Origin of the sequence: Streptomonospora arabica (genome assembly GCF_039531585.1) — a bacterium.
Classification (GTDB): domain Bacteria; phylum Actinomycetota; class Actinomycetes; order Streptosporangiales; family Streptosporangiaceae; genus Streptomonospora; species Streptomonospora halophila.
The window spans coordinates 160,677-182,881 of record NZ_BAAAQI010000004.1 but is presented as its reverse complement, the minus strand read 5'-3'; the positions used below and the strand labels follow the sequence as shown (position 1 = coordinate 182,881).

Here is a 22,205-nt window from a genome sequence, read left to right as displayed (position 1 = left end):
AGGGGAAGGAAATATCGGACAGTTCTCCGGTGCTACGCGGGGGTCACCGTGAACCGGCGCAGCCGCAGGGCCGGGTTCTTCGTCCGGACTTGTGCCAGGCGGTCCGTCGAAATAGGTGCGACCGCAACCCCGGCCTGCTCACCGAGCGCCACGATCCGGACGCCCATGGGGTCGACGACCATGCTGTTGCCCGCGCCGGTCGGCGCGTTCTGCCCGGCCGCGGCGACGTAGAGCGTGTTCTCGATCGCCCGGGCCCGCACGAGCGTGTCCCAGTGGTCCTCCTTCTGCGGGCCCGGCACCCATTCGGCCGCGAGCAGCAGCACCTGTGCGCCGGCGTCGGCGATGCGCCGGGTCACCTCGGGAAAGCGCAGGTCATAGCAGGTCTGGAGGCCGAAGACCACGCCGTCCCGCGAGAACGTCTCGGGCTCGTCGATCGGCCCGGGCTCCACGACGTCGGACTCGGTCACCCCGAAGGCGTCGTAGAGGTGCAGCTTCCGGTACAGCGCCGCGATGGAGCCGTCGGGCTCCAGCGCCACCAGGGTGTTGCGGAACCGCTCGCCGCCGGGCACCTCCTCGTTGACGCCGGCCACGACCACCGCACCCGACTCGGCGGCCAGGCGCGCCAGTCCGCTGACGAAAGCGCCGTCCAGGGGCTCGGCGGCCTCGACGAACCGCCGGTCGGTGCGCGGTGCGGTGAACATCGCGTACTCGGGGAGCAGTACGACACCGGCGCCGCGCTCGACCGCCTCGGCGACCAGCCGCCCCGCGGCCGCCAGGTTCTCCATCTTGTCCTCGCCCGGGGCGAACTGCGCGACTGCGACGTGGACCATGGGGCTCCCTCTGGTGCGGATCGACCGCCTCCGGCGCCTCGGCCGCCCTTGGCGCGGCCGTACCGGGGGCGCGCCGCCGTTCCGCCCGATGCGGGACGGCCGCGCCTGTTCCCCAGATTGTCCCCGAAGGGGGCGGCGCCGACGCACGTGGGGGCGTGGTGCCGGGCCGCGCTCGGCGAGGCGCTTCGTCGGCTTTTTCTGCGAAGAATCCGGGGCGTGACGGACAATGGGCATCGCCGTACGTGACTGGTCGGACACGATGCGGCGCAATCGTCCGGTCGAGCCCGCTGTGAGGTGTGCGATGCGCGTGTCCCCCTCCGCTCCGGCAGTCGCGGAGTCCGCGAGTGGCGCACGCGCGGCCGGGGGCGCCCCGGGCGCCCCCGGCCGCGCGCCGGGCCCGACGGGCGCCGGAGCCGGGGCGGCGGCCGCCGCCCCGAGCGGGGGCCGCGCTCCTGCGAGCGGCGCCGCCGACGGGAACGAGCCGCCCCCGCTGGAACGCCTGCCGGCACTGCTCGCCTACTACCGGCGCTGCCTGCGGCGCGAGGCCGTGCTGGACTCCGCGTGCCCACTGAACGCGGAGGTAGCGGAGGGCGGAGCCGCGGTCGTGTGCCTGCCCGCCGGCCCGGAACCGCTGTTCAGCGGCGCCGAGGAGGCACCGCACCTGCCGCCCTCGGCCGACGCGCTGGTGCGGTCGGCCGCGGCGAGCGGGCGCGCGCTGCGCTACGGCTACCCGCTGGTCCTGCTGCGCCCTGGGCTCGGCGGGCCGGGGGCGGCTCTCCATGCCGCTCCGCTGCTGGTCGCCGACATCGAGGCCGTCGAGGACGGCGACGGGCTGCGCGCGCGGGCCGTGTCCGGCTCCGACATCAACCCTGTCCTGTTGCGCGCGCTGGGTGTCCACTCCGCCGCCGAGACCGCGGAGCTGCGCGCCTGGCTGCGCTGCGGCGCGACCGGTGCCGGCCCGCTGCCAGGCGGAGGTGGAGGGGGAGGCCGAGGCGGGGGTGGTGCCGGCGGCCGAACCGGGGGCGCAGGCGGTGCCCGCCTGCCGCGCGACCTGGAGCAGACGGTGCGCGCCCTGCTGGTGGGGCTCGGGATCGAGCGCACCGATCCCATCCTGCCGTCCCGGTTGCGCGGCACCCTGCCCGCTCCCGACGCGGCTCCGGGGGCCCGCAACGTCGCCGTGGTCTACGCCGCGGGCGGGGCCGGCTGGCCGGAGCCGGGTGCGGGCGGCGCTGCACCTCTCGCAGGTCTGATCGCCGAGCTCGGCCGTCCGGCCGCCGACGGCCCGCGCTCCGGCGGCGTCGCGCAGACCGCGCTGGGCGCCCTGCTCGGCGGTCCCGGGCGGCCCGGTACCGAATCCCCGGTCTCCCCGGTCCCCCCGGTCTCCTCCGCGCCGCTGGACGAAGCCGGGCACCGGATCGTCCGGGCCGCGCTGCGCGACCCGCTCACCGTCGCCGCCGCGCCGCCCGGCACCGGCGGAGCGGACTTGGCCGACGCGGTGCTGCGGACGGCCGCCGCGGCCGGGCTGACCGCGGTGCTCGGCGGTGCGGAGGACCGCGTGCTGGACCGCATCGCCGACCGCGCCGGACAGCCGCCCGGCCACACGGTCGTGCGCGCCGGTGGACCTGGACAGCGGGCCGCCGAGGTGCGTGTGCTGGAGCGGCTGCGCGACCGCGCCGTGCCCGGCGCCGGGGAGGTCGCCGACATCGGCGCTCTGCAGGCGCAGGCGGCCGGGGACTGGAAGCGTGTCGAGAGGCTGCGGCGCTGCCTGGACGCCTCCGCCGCCGTGGGCCGCGCCCTGGCTCGGCTGGCCGAGGAACGCCGCTCTATGGCCGACTTCGGCTGGCGGCCCGACCGGCTGTTCGGGCCCGGCCGCGGCGGACCGGACTACTGGCTCGGCCGGGCGGAACGCGCTTCGAGCGGCGGCTTCACCGGTGCGAAGCACCGTGCGGCGATCCGCCGCGAACTGGGTGTCGAACCCTACCCCGAGAACCTCCGGCGGCTGTGCTGGGTGGCGAGGGTCGAGCGCGACTGGCGTGCCGCGCTGGAGCGATGCCACGGCAGTCCGCCACCGGAAGAGTTCGCCTCCGGACTCGCCGAGGCGCTGGAGCGCCACCGCGCATCGGCCGGGGCCCTGGCCGACGGCATGGCCGCCCAGCGCGCGGCACGCGGCAGGTCCGCCGTCCGGAGCCGGCTGGAGAGCCTGAACTGGTACTGGAAGCGCGCGGCGGCGAAGGCGCCGGGCGATGCGGGAGCCGCCGCGGCGCCGGGCCGCGGAACCGGTGCGGACGGCGCCGCGGGCGCGGTCCCCGCCGCATACCCCGGGTTCACCCCGCTGCTCGGCGCCCTGCCTGTGTGGGCGGTCAACACCCGTTCGACCGGCCCCCTGCCCGGGGAGGCGGGCCTCTTCGACCTCGCGGTGGTCGTCGACGCCGACCAGCTCACCGTGCCCGACCTCGTCCCGCTGCTTTACCGCGCGAAGCGGGCCGTCGTCATCGGCGACCCGGCGCGCCCGGCGCGGTGGAGCGCGCTGGAACCGGGAGAGGACGAGCGCCTTCAGCGGGAGGCCGGGCTGACGCCCGGGCTGCTCGGGAGGTATGCGCTGGTCTACGGGGATGACTCCGCCTACGGGGCGTGCGCGGCCGCGGTCTCCGCCGCAGGGCGCCCGCCGCTGTGGCTGGAGGAGCACCGCGGCGGCCGACCGGAGATCGCGGGGGTCGCGGCGCGGCACTGCTACGGGGGCCGGTTCGCGGTGGCCGGCGCCGATCGGGCGGCCGGCGGCGATCGGGCGGCCGGCGGCGGCGCGGTCCGTCGACCGGTTCCCGGACTCGGCGGCACCGCGGGCCGGAGGCGGAAAGACGTGGGTCGGGGAGTCGCGCGTCGGGGAGTCGTGAGCGGGGGAGCCGTGAGCGGGGGGCGGGGAGAACGGGGCGCCGACTGGAGCGGGGTCGACCGGAGCGAGGAAGAGTGGAGCGGCGCCGACCCGACAGGGGAAGATTGGAGCGGGGCCGACCGGAGCGGCGCCGACCGGGCCGGGGCCGGGACAGCGGACAGTGGCGCCGTGGCGAGCGGCGCAGACGAGGGCGGTGTCGAGGAAAGCGGTGCGGCGGACGGCGGTGCCGCCGTCGAGTGGCGCAACGGCTTCGGCGACTGCGAGCCGGTGCCGGGCGGCGTGTGCTTGAACCGCGCCGAGGCGCACCAGGTCGTGTTCGCCGTCCACGAGATCGACGCGCGGCTGCCGCAGGGAACGCGCCTGGCCGTGTTCTCTCCGGTCCAGCCGCAGCGCGCGCTGCTGCGGCGGATTCTGGACCGCCACGGCCGTGGGCGCAATGTCGGCGTGTACGGGCCCTCGGATCTCGTCGACGACGAGGACGATGCGGTGGACGTGCTCGTGGTCTCGCCGGTCTGCTCGGGTGCGCGGATGCCCGTAGGCCTGCTGGAGCGGATGCGCGCAGCCGACACGTGGTCGGGAGCGCTGGGCAGAACGGCGGATCGGCTGGTCGTCGTGGGCGACCGCGCGTTCTGGCGGCGCGAGCGCGGTCCGCTGGCGGAGCTGGCGCGGAGCCTGGAGGCGGGCAGCGAGCCGGTGCTTGGCACCGCGGCGCTGCGGACGCTGACACGGGTACTGCGCGAGACCGGCGCCCAGGTGCAGTCGGGGCCCTATTCGCACGGCCATCGGGCCGACCTGCGGGTCGAGACTCCGCGGGGTCCGCTGCTGGTCCTGCTCGACGCAGCCCGCACGGGAGCCGAGCTGCGCCGACTCTCGATCCGCGTCGACGTGCTGGCCCGGGTGACGGGAGAACCGGTCCTGCGCGTTCCGGAGTGGCGCTGCCTGCACGAGCCTGAGGTGGTCGCGGAGGAGATCGGAAACGGGACGGCGGTCGCGGCGGGGTGAATCCGTCCGGCCGACGGGCCTATGGGCCGACCGACCGATGGGCCTACGGGTTGACCGATCGACGGTCGGCGGGCGGATCGGTCGGCCGGACGGATTGATGGACGGGCGGCTGACCGGACGGGTCTGCCGGCGTAGGGGTGTGCCGGGGCCGGGGCCGGGGCCGGAGGCGGTTGCCGGGGGCGCGCGGGGTGGGGGGAGTGTGCCCGGCGGCACGCATGTCGCCGGGCACACGTGAGGACTCGTCGGGTTCGGGTCAGCTTCCGACCGGGTACTCCCTGGTGATCCGGACGTCGTTGTCGTGCTCGAAATCGGTGATGAGGCGCTCTGCCTCGGCGTCGGTGTCGACCTCTTCCAGTTCCTCATGGACCGCGACGAACTCGTTCGTCTGCTGCTCCACGTCGGCGGTGCGCAGCGCGGCGGCGGTGTCCGCGCTGCTCGCGCCGAACTCGCGGACGGCCGAGTAGTAGATGTCGGCCACGCCCTGGCACAGCCAGTCGCCGTCGCAGATCCCGTAGAGGTCGTCGCGGAAGTTGTTGTCGATGGCCAGGCGGTTGGCCTCGGTGAACCGGTTCTGCAGCTTGTAGTTGCGGTAGCCGAAGTCGTGGCGCTTGCAGCCCGGGTCGAAGTTGTAGCCGACCGGCTCGTCGGGCGACCAGCTGCAGGAGTCGCTGCTCCAGTCGAGCTGGTCGCTGTAGGGCGCCTGGGCGCGGACGTCGATGAAGCTGTTCAGCGAGATGCCGAACAGGTAGTTGTCGGTGACGCGCCTCAGTTCGTCGGGAGGGAGCGCGGCGGCGTTGGCGATCCCTGACCCGGTGAGGGCGAGGAGCCCGGCGGCGGAGGCGGCGATGACGGACTGTCCGATACGTCGAGCGGGAAGACGCATGGGGGATTCCCTTTCGGGGAGCCGTGGATGTTCGGGTCGCGGACAGGGTGACTACAGCTTGATAAACGACCGTGTTCGCTCCACGAAAGAGGCGCGCGGGAAATGAGAAGTGATGGTTGTGTAACCGCGCGGATACGTCGCGCGTTGGCGCGTATCGCTTGGGGGAGTTTCTCGTATTTTCTCGGAGTTCGACCGCAGGTCGGGGCGGGTGCGTGAGGGAAGCGCGGTTTTCAGCGGGGCGGCGGAGGTTTAGCCCGCGGGAAACTCGGGGGTGAGGGTGGCGGATGGTCGGGCCGGTGATCATCGGTTCGGGTGTTGGCCGGTGGGGTGTGTGACGGGGCGGCGAGGGTGGTGGGTGGTCGGGCCTGCGGTGGGCGGCGAGGGTGCTGGCCGGTGGGGCGTGTGACGAGGCGGCGAGGGTGGCGGATGGCGGGGCCTGTGATCAGCGGTTCGGGTGTTGGCCGGTTGCGCGCCTTACGAGGGCGGCGAGGAGACGGATGGTCCGGCTCGCCGGCACGTCTGCCCTCGCCTCGTGGAGGGGGCCATCCTGCGTCGCACTTATCCGGGCATTTCGGGTGCATGGATGTCCGGGGCGGGGTGTCAGGAGCGCGAGCGAGCTCAAGCAGCAGGGGTGCCGCCTTGGCCTGACCAGATTCCGCGATGCAGAATTCCATAGGGGGATTTGTTGCGTTTGTCGGTCTCTGGGGTCGCTGTCGAGCGGCGAGTGGCGACGAGAGTGCCCAAATCCGCACTTGGAGGCCTCTGAGAGGTGCATTTGCCGTGTCTCGTCGCCACCGACGCCGGATGGGGTCGTCTTGTCGGGGGTGCAATTCGGGCATTCATGGATTAATTACCTCGCGAAGAGCAGGGGCGGCGCGCGCTGGTGCGCCGCAGTCTGCATCAGGGCGGTCGCGTCAAGCACCTCGGACCGAATGCTGCCTCGAATGCCCGGTTCGTTCCCGCCGTGCGCGCCCCGCCCCCGCGCTCCGCCGAATGGCGCCGGGTCGGCTGTCCGCGGCCTTTGTTGCTGCCGTTGCTTGGGTTGCTGGCGGGCACGCGGGCCGGTGGGCGCGGGGCTGCCATCCGTGGTCGTCGCTGCCTCGTCTGGCGCGTAACCGGCGGGCACGCGGGCCGGTGGGCGCAGCCCGAGTCCCTGTTGTCGTCGGTGCCTGGTTTGGTGCTCAACCGGAGGGCGTGGGGACCGATTGGCGCGGGCTCGGCTGTCCGTGGCCTTTGTTGCTGCCGTTGCTTGGGTTGCCGGCGGGCACGTGGACCGCTTGGCGCGGGGCTGCCATCCGTGGTCGTCGCTGCCTCGTCTGGCGCGCAACCACCGGGCACGCGGGCCGGTGGGCGCAGCCCGAGCCCCTGCTGTCGTCGCTGCTTCGATCGGTGCTCAACCGGCGGGCACGCGGGCCGATCGGCTCGGGCTCGGCCGTCCGCGGCCTATCGCCGCACCAGGTGTCGCCCTCGCGCAGTAGTCCCGACCGCCGCAGCGGCGCGGTCTACCCCTCCTGCTGAAGGCGGCGGCCGATGACGCCCGTGGTCAGGGCGTGCACAACCTCGTCCAGGTCTCCCAGGTGGCCGAGGTGGTCGGTGCGGCGGCGCAGTTCGGCGCGGATGGCCGAGGCCACCGGGTCGCTGCGCAGCACCTCGGCCAGCGGCTCCGGCGCCAGGGCGGCGCGCCAGGCGCGCAGGTTCTCCAGTCGGCCGTGGGAGACGGCCTCGCGCGCGAGCGGGAACAGGGCGTCCACCCGGGCGGTCAGCGGGGTCTCACCGAGCAGGTCGACGTCGACGACGATGCCCGTGCCGTCTTCCCCGTCGCCGACGTGGTGCACCTGCCACACTCGGCCGTTGGTCAGCACCACCCAGGAGACCCCTTCGGCGCCGGCGTGCAGTTTCGCCTGGCGGAGGTTGCGCGCGTCGAGGTCCGTGCCGCACGGCTTCACCTCGATGAAGGCGAAAAGGTCGCCGTCGAGGGTGATCCCGTAGTCGACGGATTCGCCTTTGGTGCGGTATTCGGTGGTCAGTTCGACGTATTTGTTGTAGCTGAGGGCTTCGCTCAGGAAATCGGTGACGAGCAGCCGGGTGTCGCCCTCGTTCGCGTCGCGTTCCAGCAGTTCGGTCAGCGGCTGGGTGAATCGCTTGACGGCCTCGGAGATGCGGATGCGGGCGTCGGCCTCCCATTCCGGAGTCGAATCTCCGAACTCCGGGAATTCCGCGGTCCTGTTTAGAATCTGCGTAGCATCCGAGTCCATGGGGTGCCGCCGTTCCCGTTCCGTGCCTGTCCTCCGGCCGGCCGCCGGAAGTGCGGAATACCGCCGGGTCGGAACGATAACCGTCGCCGGTGCACTTGGCAAAGCGGGAGAGAGCGGGAACCCCGGCGGCTCAGCGGCTGTGCGCGGAGAGCCGACCGCCCCGGCGCTCTCCGTGCCCCCGCCCTCAGTGCCCCTCCGGTCCGCTCCCTGCCGTGCCTCCCCGCTTCACCGCCCGCCCCCGCCAGTGCCCGCGCCCCATGACCCATGACCCGTGCCCCGCGGCCCGGGCCCGCGGCCTCCGCCTCCCAGCCCCGCTCCACCGGCACGGCTGCCGCTCCACCCGCTCCTCCGCCCCCTGCGGCCTCCCGCCCGCTCCACTCTCCGCTCCCTCCGCCACCACTCCGGCCCCACGGGCCCTCCGCGCCCCGCTGCCAGCGGATTTTCGCAGCACATCCCATGATCAGGCATTGACCCCTTGTGGACGCGTTCCTAACATCCGTAGTGAAGGTGAATCGGTTCAGTAGCCGGAGGGTCGCCCGTGGCGCGGCTGCCGAACCGATTCGATCCGAGCAGAAGCCGGGAAGGGTGGGCGTGGCCGTAGTGCGAGCAGACGCAGCGCGCAGGCCGCGGGCTCCCGACCCGTTACGCCGAGGGCGGCGTCCCTGCTCGCTCCTGGCCCGCGCTGGCCCCTGCCGTGCGAATGCCCCCGACCCCCTGGGTCCGCACGGCGGGAAAGGGAGTCCACGGCCGGCACCCCGGCCCCCTTCGCTGCTTGGGAGCGCTCCCAGCAATACGCGGACCGCGCCGAGGCCGGTCCCCGTGCTGCGCGGTGGCGCCCACGACGCCCCTTGCCCGTGTCCGCCGCGCCGACCGCGCGGCGGGACGACGACGACCGAGGACGGATGACCATGACTTCCAACGGACTCCCCGAGCTGCCCGCCGACTTCCTGTTCGGCGCTGCCACCGCCTCCTACCAGATCGAGGGCGCCGTCCACGAGGGCGGGCGCGGCCCGTCGATCTGGGACACCTACAGCCACACCCCCGGCGCCGTGGACCGCGGCGAGACCGGCGACGTCGCCTGCGACCACTACCACCGCTACAGGGAGGACGTCGCCCTGCTCAAAGAGCTGGGCGTGGACGCCTACCGGTTCTCCATCGCCTGGCCGCGCATCCAGCCCGCGGGCAGCGGCCCGGCCAACCCCGAAGGGCTGGCCTTCTACGACCGGCTGGTCGACGAGCTGCTGAACGCGGGGATCGAGCCCGTTGCGACCCTGTACCACTGGGACCTGCCGCAGGCGCTCGAGGACGAGGGCGGCTGGCGCGTCCGCGCCACCGCCGAGCGCTTCGGCGAGTACGCGCGCATCGTCGCCGACCGCCTGGGGGACCGGGTGGCCCGGTGGATCACGCTGAACGAGCCGTTCTGCGCCGCCTTCATCGGCCACGCCATCGGCCGCCACGCCCCGGGCACCCGCGAGGGCACCCCCGCCCTCGCGACCTCCCACCATCTGCTGCTGGCCCACGGCCTGGCCACCCAGCAGCTGCGTGCCTCCGCCGCCGAGCACGGCCGCCGCGCCGAGGTCGGCATCACGCTCAACCTCGACCGGCTGATCCCGGCCACCGACTCCGCCGAGGACCGGGCCGCCGTGGACCGCGCCGAGACGCTGCACAACCGCGTCTGGCTGGACCCGCTGCTGGGCGGCGCCTACCCGGAGAACGAGGCCGAGACCTGGGGGGAGCTCGCCGACGGCTCCTACCGGCGCGACGGCGACCTGGAGATCATCGGCCGACCCCTGGACTTCATGGGCATCAACTACTACCGCCCGACGAAGCTCAAGGACGCCCCCTACGACCAGGCCGACCCCGCCCGCCGCACCGCCACCGACATCCGCGTCGCCGACGTGCCCTTCGACGGGGTGCGCCAGACCCGGATGGGCTGGCCGGTGGTGCCCGAGAGCTTCACCGACCTGCTGGTCGACGTGCAGCGCCGCTACCCGGACCTGCCGCCCGTCTACATCACCGAGAACGGATCGGCCGAGGCCGACCTGGACCGCACCGGCGACCGCGTCCACGACAGCGAGCGCATCGACTACATCCGCGACCACCTCAGCGCCGTGGCCGAGGCGATCAAGGCGGGTGTGGACGTCCGCGGCTACTTCGTGTGGTCGCTGATGGACAACTTCGAGTGGGCGTTCGGCTACGACCGCCGCTTCGGGATCGTGCGGGTCGACTACGAGACCCTGGAGCGCACGCCCAAGGACAGCTACCACTGGTACCGCGACCTGATCCGGGAGCACGCCGCCAAGCGCGTCTGACCCCGCCCGCGGCGCACCCCGCGCCGCGAGAAGGCCACCGGCCCCGCACGGCGGAGGAAGCGCCGCCGCGCGGGGCCGGTTGCTTCGCCGTGCGGCGCCCGGTCAGGGCAGCGGCCGCAGGGAGGCCGTCATCGTGTCGAGGTCGACCTCGGGCGCCAGCGGTCCGGCGGTGTCGGCGAAGACGATGAAGTTGAAAACGTCGTCGCCGGCCGGCGACAGGAACGACACCACCCGCAGGACGGCCTGCGTCGGGTAGCAGTCGAACTCGGGCGCCTGCACCTCGACCGTGACCTGGTGGCCGACCAGCCCGTTGGCCGCGAACGGCACGGGCTCGGTCGCCGACACCTCGGCCCGGCCCTCCTCGTTGCTGTAGGCGAGGCCCGCCCAGGTGTCCGCCGTCTCGGCTGCCGTCTGAGCGGTGTCGGCGACCTGCCCGACCGCCGCGATCCCGGCGCGTCCCGGGGCGGGCGGGTAGCTGTAGCAGGGCCCCTCGCGCGCGCCGGAGACCGCGCTGCCGCCCATGCCGACGCCCTGCCCGTCATCGGTGAATCCGCTGACGAGGTCGGGAGACTCGACGAACCAGGCTTCGGGAACGTCGTAGGCGATCCCGCGCTCCTCGACCTCCACCCCCTGCCAGCCCGGCGTCAGTTCGGCGGTCACCGCCCGCAGGTCGTCGGAGTCCGGCGTGGCGATGGTGACCGGAGACTCCTTCGGGCTCGGGCTCGCGGTGCCGCTCCCGCCCTCGCCGCCGTCGCCCCCGCCCCCGGCGGCCGGCATCTGCGGCATCTGCGGCAGGGAGATGCTCTGGAACATGAGCACGATCAGGACGACGACGCCGACACCGAGCACGGCGACCGTCGACATGACGGCGACGGCGATGCCGCGGCCCTGGTTGTTCGGCCGGTGCGGGGCGGTCTGCGGAGGCAGGGGCGGTTCAGGGGGGTTCATGGCCTATCCGACGGTCGTGGTGGAGTATCGGGTTCCCGCTGGTGGACAGGGGAGAGCCCGGCCATTGTCGCGGAGACCGCGATCGGGGTGCGAGGCGGTCCCGTCCACGGGCCCCGTGACAGGTGTCATGGCGCTTCGCTGACATCGCCGACTACAGCGCGCGGCCGTCCGCGGCGACGCTGGGGCGATGGACTCCGAACAGCCCTACGCCCACCCCTCAGCGCCGCCACCGCCCGCCCCGGCTCCCGCGCGCCCGCGGCGCACGCCCACCCCCCGCGCGCCGGGGCGGGTGTGGGCGGCCGCCTGCGTGCTGGGCGCCGTCGCCGCGGTGGCCGCCTACCTCGTCATGCCGGGCAAGCCGCCCGCATCCGGCGGCCCGGAGCTCACGGGGGATCCGGTGCTTGCGGACTCGGTGGCCGCGACGATCGAAGGGCGCGAAGACCGGGTGCAGTCGCTGGCGGTGCTGGAGGTCGACGGCGGCCGCACGCGCACGCTGATGGGCGGCACGACCGCCTCGGGCGAGTCCGTCACCGCGCAGACCCCGTTCGAGACGGGTTCGGTGTTCAAGGTCGTCACCGCCATGGCGCTGGCCGACCTCGCCGCCGACGGCGGGACCTCCCTCGACCGCACCCTCGGCGAGGTCTTCCCCGACCTCGGCTTCGCCTCTCCCGCCACCGCGGACATCACCCTGGAGGAGCTGGCCACCCACCGCTCGGGATTGCCCCGCATCCCCGCCGAGACCATGCTCGCGGGTGCGGCGACCCCCTTGACCCTCACCGACCCCTACCGGAGCATGCCGCCGGTGCTGGAGTCGCTGGCCGCGGCGGTGCCTGCACAGGGCGGAGACGAATGGACGTACTCCAACTTCGGCTACGCCGTCCTGGGCGCCGCACTTGCCGAGGAGTCCGGCACCCCGTACCCGCGGCTGGTGCGCGAACGCGTGCTCGACCCGCTGGGCATGGACGACACGCTCATGCGCGGCGCCGACCTGGAAGGCGTCCCCGAGGGCGCCGCCCTGCCGCACGCGACGCCGGGCAAGCGCGCCGAACCGTGGAAGGCGCCCGACTACCTGCCCGTCGGCATCGGCACCTGGACCACCGCCGCGGACATGGAGAAGCTGCTGCGCGCGGTGATGGACGGCACGGCACCCGGGGCGGCCGCGACGGAGCCGATCCACGACGGCCCTTCGGCCGAAAGCCGGATCGGGCTGGGTTGGCTCACCACGGATGTCGGCGACGGCGCCGACCTGGTGCAGCACAACGGTGCGACCTACGGCTCCACCGCGTTCATCGGCTTCCGAGGGGACCGAGGAGCGATCGTGCTGTCCGACAGCTTCACCGCCGACGCCGCGATCATCGGTCCGCGCGTGCTGGACGCCCCCGACGTGGCCCCGCTGGCGGCGTCGCCGCGAGCGGGGTCGACGGCCCTGGGCCTGGCCGCCACCCTGCCGCTGGTCCTGCCGCCCGCGCTGCTGCCGGTCCTGCTGATGCTGCGCCGCCGCACGCTGGTGGGCCAGCGGCCGCTGGACCGGCTGCGCGTGGTCTCCATGACGGCGGGAGCCTCCGCCTCGCTCCTGGCGGCGCTGGTGGTCGGCGACTGGGTCAGCACGCCGCCCGCGGTGTGGGCCGCCTCGGTGGGCGCCGTGGTCGCGGCGGGCGCGGTCGGAGTGCGGCAGTGGCCGGGACTGGCCACGGAGGCCGGCCGGTGGCGGTGGCTGCACACGGCCTTCTTCTGCCTCTCGGTACTGGTATCCGCCGTGGTGACCCTGACTGCGGCCGACGCGCTACTGGCCGCCTACGGCTGATTCTCCGCCTCCCGTCAGCCGCGACGCGGCGGACGGGGGCGCCGGTGTGCGGCGCTGGGAAACTCCTCGGCAACGTGGCACGATTGTGCAGGTGACGAACAGATCACCCGCTGAGCAGCACCTGCGCGAACTCGCCCAGCTGCGCCGCGTCCGCGACCGCATCGACCGGGAGTACGCGCAGCCGCTGGACGTCGAGGCACTCGCGCGGGGTGTGAACATGTCGGCCGGGCACCTCAGCCGCCGGTTCCGGATCGCCTACGGCGAGTCGCCGTACTCGTACTTGATGACCCGGCGCATCGAGCGCGCGATGGCGCTGCTGCGCGTCGGCGGACTCAGCGTCACCGAGGTCTGCTTCGCTGTGGGCTGCTCGTCGCTGGGCACCTTCAGCACCCGCTTCTCCGAGCTGGTCGGCATGCCGCCCAGCGTCTACCGCCGGCAGTCCGAGCGCGCGACGGCGGGCATGCCGGCCTGCGTCGCCAAGCAGGTGACCCGACCGGTCAGGAATCGAGAAGCGCCCGCGGCCCAGCCGGATCTAGCGTGACTGCCATGGACATCAGCATTCACTACGCCTTCCTGCCGCACGAGGACCCGGAGGCGTCACTGGCCTTCTACCGCGACATCGTCGGTTTCGAGGTCCGCAACGACGTCGGATACGGCGGGATGCGCTGGATCACGCTCGGTCCCGCCGACAAGTCCGGGACGGCCGTCGTCCTGTACCCGCCGGCCGCCGACCCCGGCATCACCGACGACGAGCGCCGCACCATCGCGGAGATGATGGCCAAGGGCACCTACGCCATGCTCGCCCTGGCGACCCCCGACCTCGACGGGACGTTCGCGCAGCTGCAGGCCGGCGGCGCCGAGGTCGTTCAGGAGCCGACCGACCAGCCCTACGGCGTCCGCGACTGCGCCTTCCGCGATCCCGCGGGCAACATGCTCCGCATCAACCAGCTCAGCTGATCAGCCGGGGGCCGCGACCGCCCCCCGCACACCGGAAAGACCGCGACTGGAGCCCGCGCGGCGGCCGCTGCACGCCGAGCAGGGGCGGCTCAGGCCGTCCCAGAAGGGGGCCGGGCCGCAGCGTTGCGCACTCCCGTGCCCGACGCCCGCGCCGGGGCACGCCGACAAGGCAGGCGCCGACCGCTGACGCGGCCGCGCCGACGAAGGAACCGGACTCGGAGCCGCCCGCGTCGAGCCGGGCGACGCCGCCGGAGGCCGCGAACGCGGTCCCGTGAAGCAGATGGAGGCACGATGAGCACGGCCACGGGGACGGAAACGCAGCCGCCCGCACTGCACGCCGCAGACAGCCACGACCTGATCCGCGTGCACGGAGCGCGCGTGAACAACCTCGACGACGTCAGCGTCGAGATCCCCAAGCGCCGGCTGACGGTGTTCACCGGGGTCTCGGGGTCGGGCAAGAGCTCGCTGGTGTTCAGCACGATCGCCGCGGAGTCGCAGCGGATGATCAACGAGACCTACAGCGCCTTCGTGCAGGGTTTCATGCCGACACTGGCGCGGCCCGACGTGGACGTGCTCGACGGCCTGACGACCGCGATCATCGTGGACCAGGAGCGGATGGGCGCCGACGTCCGGTCGACGGTCGGCACCGCCACCGACGCGAACGCGATGCTGCGCATCCTCTTCAGCCGCCTCGGGAAGCCGCACATCGGCTCGCCCAACGCGTTCTCCTTCAACACGCCCTCGGTCCGGGCGAGCGGAGCGATCACGGTCGAGCGCGGCAACAAGACGACCGAGAAGCAGACGTTCACCCGCACCGGCGGCATGTGCCCGGCGTGCGAGGGCCGGGGCACGGTCTCCGACTTCGACCTGACCCAGCTGTTCGACGACTCCAAGTCGCTCACCGAGGGCGCGATCACGGTCCCCGGCTACAAGTCGGACAGCTTCTGGACCGTGCGGGTCTACGCCGAGTCGGGCCTGCTCGATCCGGACAAGCCGATCCGCGACTACACCGAGACCGAGATGCGGGACTTCCTGTACCGCGAGCCGATGAAGGTGAAGGTCGACGGAGTCAACCTCACCTACGAGGGGCTGATCCCCAAGATCCGCAAGTCGATGCTCGCCAAGGACCGCGAGGGGATGCAGCCGCACATCCGGGAGTTCGTGGACCGGGCCGTGGTGTTCACCCCCTGCCCCGACTGCGGCGGCACCCGGCTCAGCGAGGCCGCCCGGTCGTCGCGCATCGACGGGGTCAGCATCGCCGACGCGTGCGCGATGCAGATCAGCGACCTGGCCGAATGGGTCGGGAGCCTCGGCGAGCCCTCGGTGGCGCCGCTGCTCGCCAAACTGCGCCACACCCTCGACTCGTTCGTGGAGATCGGCCTGGGCTACCTCTCGCTCGACCGGCCGTCGGGCACGCTGTCGGGCGGCGAGGCGCAGCGCACCAAGATGGTCCGGCACCTCGGCTCCTCGCTCACCGACGTCACCTACGTCTTCGACGAGCCCACCACCGGCCTGCACCCGCACGACATCCAGCGGATGAACGACCTGCTGCTGCGGCTGCGGGACAAGGGCAACACGGTTCTCGTCGTGGAGCACGAGCCCGAGACGATCGAGATCGCCGACCACGTGGTCGACATCGGGCCGGGCGCCGGCACGCACGGCGGCAAGATCGTGTTCGAGGGCGCCGTCGACGGCCTGCGCGCCTCCGACACGCTCACCGGCCGCCACCTCGACGACCGCGCGCGCCTCAAGGAGGCGCTGCGCACGCCCAAGGGTGCGCTGGAGATCCGCGGCGCGAACGCGCACAACCTGCGCGACGTCGACGTGGACATCCCGCTCGGGGTCCTCACGGTCGTCACCGGCGTGGCCGGCTCCGGCAAGAGCTCGCTCGTGCACTCGTCGGTGCCCGCCGGCGCCGGGGTGGTCTCGATCGACCAGGCGGCGATCCGCGGTTCGCGGCGCAGCAACCCGGCGACTTACACGGGACTGCTGGACCCCATCCGCAAGGCGTTCGCGAAGGCCAACGACGTCAAGCCCGGGCTGTTCAGCGCCAACTCCGAGGGCGCCTGCCCCAACTGCAACGGCGCCGGGGTCGTCTACACCGACCTGGCGATGATGGCAGGCGTCTCGACGACCTGCGAGGAGTGCGAGGGCAAGCGCTTCGACGCGTCGGTGCTGGAGTACCGCCTCGGCGGCCGCGACATCAGCGAGGTGCTCGCCATGCCGGTGACCGAGGCGACGGAGTTCTTCGGCGCCGGCGAGACGCGGACGCCGGCCGCGCACCGGATCCTGGAGCGCCTGGACCAGGTGGGGCTCGGCTATCTCAGCCTCGGCCAGCCGCTCACCACACTCTCCGGCGGCGAGCGGCAGCGGCTCAAGCTGGCCACGCACATGTCCGAGAAGGGCGGCGTCTACATCCTCGACGAGCCGACCACCGGTCTGCACCTGGCCGACGTCGAGCAGCTGCTCGGCCTGCTCGACCGGCTCGTCGACTCCGGCAAGTCGGTCATCGTCATCGAGCACCACCAGGCGGTGATGGCGCACGCCGACTGGATCGTCGACCTCGGCCCCGGCGCCGGCCACGACGGCGGCCGCGTCGTCTTCGAGGGCACGCCCGCCGATCTCGTCGCCGCCCGCTCGACCCTCACCGGCGAGCACCTCGCGGCCTATGCCGACGCCTGAGCGCGGCTTGGGCGGGTACGGTCGGCGCCCCGGTGCCTTCGAGCCGGAGCACCGGGGCGGGCCGGCTCAGGCCGCTGCGAGGCGGTCGCAGACCTCCAGCAGCCGGGTACGCAGCGCGTCGGCGCGCTCGGCGAACCCGCGCTGGGCCTCGACGTAGGCGGCCTTGCCCTCCGGCGTCTCGATCGCGACCGGCTCGTAACCGTGGTCGCGCAGGTCGTAGGGCGACGCGCGCATGTCCAGCTCGCGGATGTCGCGGGCCAGCTCGAAGCAGTCGGCCACCAGCTCGCCGGGCACGCCGGGGGAGAGCTTGTAGGCCCACTTGTACAGGTCCATGTTGGCGTGCAGGCAGCCCGGCTGGTCCAGCTCCGCCTGGGACTCGCGCGTGGGCCGCAGCCGGTTCAGCGGGCGCGCCTCGTCGGTGAAGAACCGGAAGGCGTCGAAGTGGGAGCAGCGGATGCGGTGGGACTCCACGACGCGGTCGGTGCCCTCGGAGCCCAGACGCAGCGGCACCTGGGCGTGGCGTACACCATCGGGCGGCAGCCGGTAGACCATCGCCCATTCGTGCAGCCCGAAGCAGCCCAGGTGGGCCGGTCGCCGCTGCACGGCGCCCAGCAGGGAGCGGACGAACTCCACGGTGGCCCCGCGCCTGTCGGCGAAGGACCGCACGTCCAGCGTGTGGCCGCGCACGGTGCGCCCTTCGGCGTCGGTGCCGGCGGCCTCGCGGTACCAGCCTCCGCCGGAGGGCGGTCCGCCGTCACCGGCCAGCAGCACGCCGGGTCCGGGGTGCCAGCGGCGCAGCTGGGCGGGCCGGTGGCTGTAGTAGGTGAAGAGGAAGTCCTCGACCGGGTGGGCGACGCCGCGGCGCCGCCGGTCGAGGTGGGCGGCCAGCAGCGCGTCGACCCGCTCGTGGTGGCGCTGTTCGCGCTCGCGCCGGGTGTCGGCGGCGAGCACGTCGAGCCCGCCGGAGGGCGGGGCCGCCTTGGCCGCGGTGCCGGTGTCCATCGCTCTCAGCATAGGTCGGCGCCCCGACCGCGCCGTCCGCGCAGGTGGCGCGGGACGGATGCGGCAGGGGCGCCGGTGGCGCCGGGGCGCGGCGGCGCTTGCGCGCCGCGCCGTCAGCAGGTGCCGGCCCAGGTGCACTCCAGGTCGGCGGCGGGGGAGTCGGGTGCCGTGCGCTGCGCGGCCAGGGGGCGGGCGACCTCGACCGCGCCGCCGCGGGTGAACTCGGCCAGGCGCACGGCGATCGCGTCCTGGATGTCCCGCGGCGCGGCGCCGGCGTAGCCGTTGTTGATGATCGAGAAGACCAGGCGCTCCCCGCCGGCGGTGGTCACATACCCCGACAGGGCGCTGACACCGCTGAGCGTGCCGGTCTTGGCCCGCACGTTGCCCGCGGCCGCGGTGCCGCCCATGCGGCCGGACAGGGTGCCGCCGACCATGTGCTCGGGGGCGCCCGCCAGCGGCAGCGCGTCCCGCCAGGTCCCGAACCAGGGCTGGTGGCGCACCCGCTCCAGCAGCCGCACGGTCGTGGCGGCGGTCAGCCGGTCCGAGCGCGCCAGGCCGGAGCCGTCGTCCAGCTCGACGGCGTGCGTAGGCACGCCGAGCCGGTGCAGCGCCCGGGTCGCCACGGCGATGCCCGCGTCCCAGCCGCCCTCGCCGGCGGCCTCGCGGCCCATCGCCTTCATCAGGATCTCGGCGTGGCCGTTGTTCGACAGCTTCAGGAACGGTGTCAGCAGCTCGCCCAGCTCCATGGAGGAGCGCTCGGCGACGGGCACCGACCGCTGCGGAGCGGTGCCGCGCTCCACGTCCCCGGCCACCTTGACCCCGTGCTCCTCCAGGGACGCGGCGAAGAGGTGGGCGGCGTGGTCGGTGGGCTCGTCCACCGTCCGCAGGGTGGAGTAGGTCCGGCCGACCGGCAGTTCGCCCTCGGCGGTGAACTCGTTGGTGTCGGGCTTGCGGGAGACACCGAAGGTGGACGGGGCGTCGGCGGCGCCGGTCGCGGCCTCGTTGGCGAGGCTGAGGTTGTCGGTCATCGGCGACAGCGCGACGTCGACCGCGTCTCCTCGAGCCCTGCCGGGGGTGGCGTCGACGTCGACCACGCCGGTGTCGTAGTCGCTGTTGGCGGCGAGTGTGAGCGCCGAGATCTGCGCCGAGTAGTAGTAGGGCCGGTCGGCGGGGTCCCACGCGGGGGAGAGGCGCTCGGCGTCGAACCAGGTGTCGTCGGCGATCAGGTCGCCGGTCACCGCGCCGACTCCGGAGTCGGCCACCTCGGCGGCGAGTTCGTCGACGGCGTCGGAGGTGAGCGTCGGGTCGCCGGTGCCGACCAGGTGCAGGTCGCCGTCGACGACGCCGTCGCCGGGGTCCTCGCCCGCGGAGACGGTGGTGGTGAAGCGGTAGTCAGCGCCCAGGACCTCCATCGCGGCGGCGGAGGTGAGCAGCTTGGCGTTGGAGGCGGGGATCAGCTCGGTTCGGGCGCTGCCGCGGTAGAGCACGTCGCCGCGGGTGAGGCTGCGCACCAGGACGCCCGAGGTCGCACCCTCCAGGCGCGAGTCGGCGAGCAGGGAGTCGATGTCGGAGCGGAGGTCGGCGACGCCGGTGGCGGATTCGGCTGAGGCCGGCACGGCTCCGGCGGCCAGCAGGGCCGCGCTCGCCGCGGCCGCGACGGCGGCCGAACCGGCGCGGACGGCGGTGCGGCGCGGGCGCGGCGAGCTGACCGGGGCGGACGGCGCAAGGTCGTTACGGTTCGGCATAGCGACGTAACCTACAGCAGCCGCGGGCTCGGGGAAAGCAGGCGGACCGGGCCGCGCCGCGGGCGTGCGAAGCCCCTCCGGCGGCGGCCTGCGAAGGGCGGTGCGGCGCCCGCCCGGGCGGGCGGGACGTCGCGGCGCGCGCCGCACGCCCGCCTACCCCGCCTTCGGGGACAGGCCGCCGGTGCTGCAGCCGCTCTTCGGTGGCGGCCCGGTGGCCGCGGCCGCGATCCCGCTGATCGTGGAGTTCGGGCCCGCGCCGCTGCCGGCGGTGATGACCGTGCTGCCGGCGGCCTCGCCGAGGGCGGGCCTGCCGCCGGCGCCGCCGCGGGGCCCCGGTGAAGCCCGAGGAAGCGATGCGGGAGCGGCCCGGTCCCGCGCGCATTGGTGCGCCGGACCGGGCCGGCACCCGCGCCGCCCGCCCCGGCCCTAGTAGGACCGGGCGCGGTCGTAGACCTTGCGGGCGGCGCCCCCGAGGTGCGGGCCGTACTGGGTGCGGCTGTCGTCGGCGTACTTGAAGCTGATCACCGAGACCACGGTGCCCTTGCCCGACCCCTCGTCGAAGCCGCTGAGCCATGGGCCGCCGCTGGAGCCCTCCGTCAGCTTGCAGGCCATGCCGTTGGCGGTGGTCCCGCCGTCGTCGTCCACGGTCGGGCCCGAGCAGTAGTGCAGCCGCCGGCCCTCGTACCTGCCGGTGGCCGGGTAGCCGAACGCGTAGGTGGGGTCGGTCGGCTCGGTGCCGAAGGCGATGGGCTGGGCGCCGACCTCGTCCTGGACGTGCGCGCCGTCGGAGCGGTTGAGCACCGCCATGCCGAAGTCGTAGCTGTCGTCGGCGCCGCCGGCCCACTGCGGTGCGACAAACATCTGCCGCGCGGTGTAGCGGCCGTGCGGGCTCCGGCCGTCGTCGTAGCCGGGGACGAAGGCCCAGTTGGCCGCCCACGGGCCGGTGCCGTCCTTGAGGCAGTGCCCGGCGGTGATGACGGTGTCGTGGTTGTCGGCCGAGACCACCGAGGCCGAGCAGGTGAAGTCGCGTCCGTCGAGGGTGAGGAAGACCTTGCCGGTGGTGCGGGTCACGCGGCCGCCGCCCTGCCAGGGCTCGCCGGTGCTGGAGCCCCCGGCGGCCTGCTGCTCGGCCTCGCCCGTGCCCGGCAGCAGGCTGCCGGCGAGGTCGTTGAGCGCGGGTACCAGGGGCTCCGCCTCGGCCATGCGCTGCCGGGTCCAGTAGTCCAGTACCTCGCGGTGCTCGTCGGCGCCGACGGCGGCGGCCTGCCGGACGACGCCGTCCTGCTCGTGTCCGGCGGGCGCTGTCCGATCCCGCGCGTCCTGCGCGGGGGCCGCGGCCTCCGACGAGGGGGCCGCCTGCGCGGCTGCGCCGGCCTGGGCCCCGCTTGCGGCGTCGTGGGCGGGTTCGGCTCCGGGAACTCCGGCCAGCGCCGTGACAGCGCTGAGCAGGGTGCCGACGAGCTTGCGGGAGACGGGTGAGTACATGGCCCCGGATCATGCCACACTTTGTGTAATCGAATGACTACTTTAGGAATGAGCGGCGGGTCGGCTGGGTAGGGGCCGCGGTCCTGCCGCGGCCGCGGCCCCTGTGGACGGCGCCGACCGGTCCGCGGACATGGGCGACAATGGCAGTGTGCGAATCGCGGAGAAGCTGCTTGCGGACGTCCCTGCCCAGCGCCGGCGCGAGGTGGTGATCCTCGGCTCCACCGGCTCGATCGGGACCCAGGCCATCGAGGTCGTCACCGCCGATCCCGACCGCTTCCGCGTCGTCGGCCTGGCGGCGGGGGGCGGCAGGGCCGACCTGCTGGCCGACCAGGCCGCGGCGCTGGGCGTCGAAGCCGTGGCCGTGGCCGACCCCCGGGCGGCGGAGGGGCTGTCCGCGCGCCTGCGCGAGCGCGGATCGGCGGCGAAGGTCCTGGCCGGCGCCGAGGGCGTGGCGGAGCTCGCGGCCTGGGAGTGCGACGTCGTCCTCAACGGCATCACCGGTGCGCTGGGCCTGGAGTCCACGCTGGCCGCGCTGCGGGCCGGGCGGCTGCTGGCGCTGGCCAACAAGGAGTCGCTGATCATCGGGGGGCCGCTGGTGCGCCGGGCTGCCGAGCCCGGCCAGATCGTGCCGGTCGACTCCGAGCACTTCGCCCTGGCCCAGTGCTTCCCGCGCGCCGCGCCCGGCGAGCTGGCCAGCCTCGCTCAGGGGCAGGTCGACGCACCGCTGGACGAGGTGCGCCGGCTGGTCATCACCGCCAGCGGCGGCCCGTTCCGCGCGCGCGGCCGCGACGAGCTGGCCGGGGTCACCCCCGCCGAGGCCATGAACCACCCCACCTGGGACATGGGGCCGGTGATCACCGTCAACTCGGCCACCCTGGTCAACAAGGGGCTGGAGGTCATCGAGGCCCACCTGCTCTTCGACATCCCCTTCGACCGCATCGAGGTGGTGGTGCACCCCCAGTCGGTCATCCACTCCATGGTCGAGTACGTCGACGGCTCCACGCTGGCCCAGGCCAGCCCGCCGAGCATGCGCATCCCCATCGCCTACGGCATCGGCTGGCCCGAGCGCGTGGGCGCGGCGGCGCCGCCGATCGACTGGACCTCCGCCCACACCTGGACCTTCGCCCCGCTCGACCACGAGGCGTTTCCGGCCGTGTCGCTGGCCTGCGAGGTCGGGGCGGCCGGGGGCACCGCGCCCGCCGTGTACAACGCGGCCAACGAGGTCGCCGTGGCCGCCTTCCTCGACGAGACCCTGGCATTTCCCGCCATCGTGGACACGGTGGCACAGGTAGTCTCAGAACACCGGGCGGGCGCGGCGGCGTCCGACCTGTCGCCGGCCGAGCTCTACGCGGCCGACGACTGGGCGCGCCGCCGCGCCCGCGAACTGATCGCGCGGGCGGCATGACGAGA

Annotated in this window: 14 protein-coding genes; 7 read left to right on the top strand and 7 right to left on the bottom strand. The window is 73.9% G+C overall.

Features of this window, described 5'->3' with window-relative positions:
• Positions 1 to 32: 32 nt before the first annotated feature.
• On the bottom strand, positions 33 to 830 hold the full coding sequence (locus tag ABD284_RS09230; RefSeq protein ID WP_344142214.1) for a carbon-nitrogen hydrolase family protein: 798 nt from the start codon (positions 828 to 830) through the stop codon (positions 33 to 35).
• A gap of 301 nt (positions 831 to 1,131) precedes the next feature.
• Between ABD284_RS09230 and ABD284_RS09225 the strand changes: the two genes are divergently transcribed.
• Entirely contained in the window at positions 1,132 to 4,722 is a 3,591-nt protein-coding gene (locus ABD284_RS09225; RefSeq protein WP_344142212.1) for a hypothetical protein, read from the top strand.
• Between the two features lie 253 nt (positions 4,723 to 4,975).
• Here the strand turns inward: ABD284_RS09225 and ABD284_RS09220 are convergent, their stop codons facing one another.
• Together ABD284_RS09220 and ABD284_RS09215 are read right to left on the bottom strand one after the other, a co-directional pair.
• Positions 4,976 to 5,605 (bottom strand): phospholipase, encoded by a 630-nt coding sequence (locus tag ABD284_RS09220; protein ID WP_344142211.1) that lies wholly within the window; start codon positions 5,603 to 5,605, stop codon positions 4,976 to 4,978.
• Positions 5,606 to 7,107: 1,502 nt separating this feature from the next.
• Entirely contained in the window at positions 7,108 to 7,860 is a 753-nt protein-coding gene (locus ABD284_RS09215; RefSeq protein WP_344142210.1) for a hypothetical protein, read from the bottom strand.
• 908 nt (positions 7,861 to 8,768) lie between these two features.
• On the opposite strand from ABD284_RS09215, the gene ABD284_RS09210 reads away from it, so the two are divergent.
• Positions 8,769 to 10,172 (top strand): GH1 family beta-glucosidase, encoded by a 1,404-nt coding sequence (locus ABD284_RS09210; protein WP_344142209.1) that lies wholly within the window; start codon positions 8,769 to 8,771, stop codon positions 10,170 to 10,172.
• Positions 10,173 to 10,274: 102 nt separating this feature from the next.
• Here ABD284_RS09210 and ABD284_RS09205 read toward each other — a convergent pair whose 3' ends face one another.
• Positions 10,275 to 11,120 carry a DUF8017 domain-containing protein gene (locus ABD284_RS09205; protein ID WP_344142207.1) on the bottom strand — a complete coding sequence of 282 codons (846 nt, stop codon included), beginning with the start codon at positions 11,118 to 11,120 and terminating at the stop codon, positions 10,275 to 10,277.
• Between the two features lie 187 nt (positions 11,121 to 11,307).
• On the opposite strand from ABD284_RS09205, the gene ABD284_RS09200 reads away from it, so the two are divergent.
• From ABD284_RS09200 to ABD284_RS09185, 4 genes are all read left to right on the top strand, one after another.
• Entirely contained in the window at positions 11,308 to 12,924 is a 1,617-nt protein-coding gene (locus ABD284_RS09200) for a serine hydrolase domain-containing protein (RefSeq protein WP_344142205.1), read from the top strand.
• An 82-nt stretch (positions 12,925 to 13,006) separates the two neighbouring features.
• Positions 13,007 to 13,465: a helix-turn-helix transcriptional regulator gene (locus tag ABD284_RS09195; protein ID WP_386699613.1), complete on the top strand. Its 459-nt coding sequence runs from the start codon at positions 13,007 to 13,009 to the stop codon at positions 13,463 to 13,465.
• A 5-nt stretch (positions 13,466 to 13,470) separates the two neighbouring features.
• The gene (locus ABD284_RS09190) at positions 13,471 to 13,881 is read left to right on the top strand and encodes a VOC family protein (protein ID WP_344142203.1); all 411 of its coding nucleotides are present in this window, start codon (positions 13,471 to 13,473) and stop codon (positions 13,879 to 13,881) included.
• A 291-nt stretch (positions 13,882 to 14,172) separates the two neighbouring features.
• A complete protein-coding gene (locus ABD284_RS09185) occupies positions 14,173 to 16,563 on the top strand; it encodes an ATP-binding cassette domain-containing protein (protein ID WP_344142202.1) in 2,391 nt (796 codons plus the stop codon).
• 66 nt (positions 16,564 to 16,629) lie between these two features.
• Here the strand turns inward: ABD284_RS09185 and ABD284_RS09180 are convergent, their stop codons facing one another.
• From ABD284_RS09180 to ABD284_RS09170, 3 genes are all read right to left on the bottom strand, one after another.
• Complete coding sequence (locus ABD284_RS09180) at positions 16,630 to 17,565, bottom strand: 3-methyladenine DNA glycosylase (RefSeq protein ID WP_344142201.1); 936 nt, start codon at positions 17,563 to 17,565, stop codon at positions 16,630 to 16,632.
• A gap of 113 nt (positions 17,566 to 17,678) precedes the next feature.
• Entirely contained in the window at positions 17,679 to 19,310 is a 1,632-nt protein-coding gene (gene dacB, locus ABD284_RS09175) for a D-alanyl-D-alanine carboxypeptidase/D-alanyl-D-alanine endopeptidase (RefSeq protein WP_344142200.1), read from the bottom strand.
• A 426-nt stretch (positions 19,311 to 19,736) separates the two neighbouring features.
• On the bottom strand, positions 19,737 to 20,795 hold the full coding sequence (locus ABD284_RS09170; RefSeq protein WP_344142199.1) for a trypsin-like serine peptidase: 1,059 nt from the start codon (positions 20,793 to 20,795) through the stop codon (positions 19,737 to 19,739).
• Positions 20,796 to 21,000: 205 nt separating this feature from the next.
• Here ABD284_RS09170 and dxr point away from each other — a divergent pair, with 205 nt between their 5' ends.
• A complete protein-coding gene (gene dxr / locus ABD284_RS09165; protein ID WP_344142441.1) occupies positions 21,001 to 22,200 on the top strand; it encodes a 1-deoxy-D-xylulose-5-phosphate reductoisomerase in 1,200 nt (399 codons plus the stop codon).
• Positions 22,201 to 22,205 lie beyond the last annotated feature (5 nt).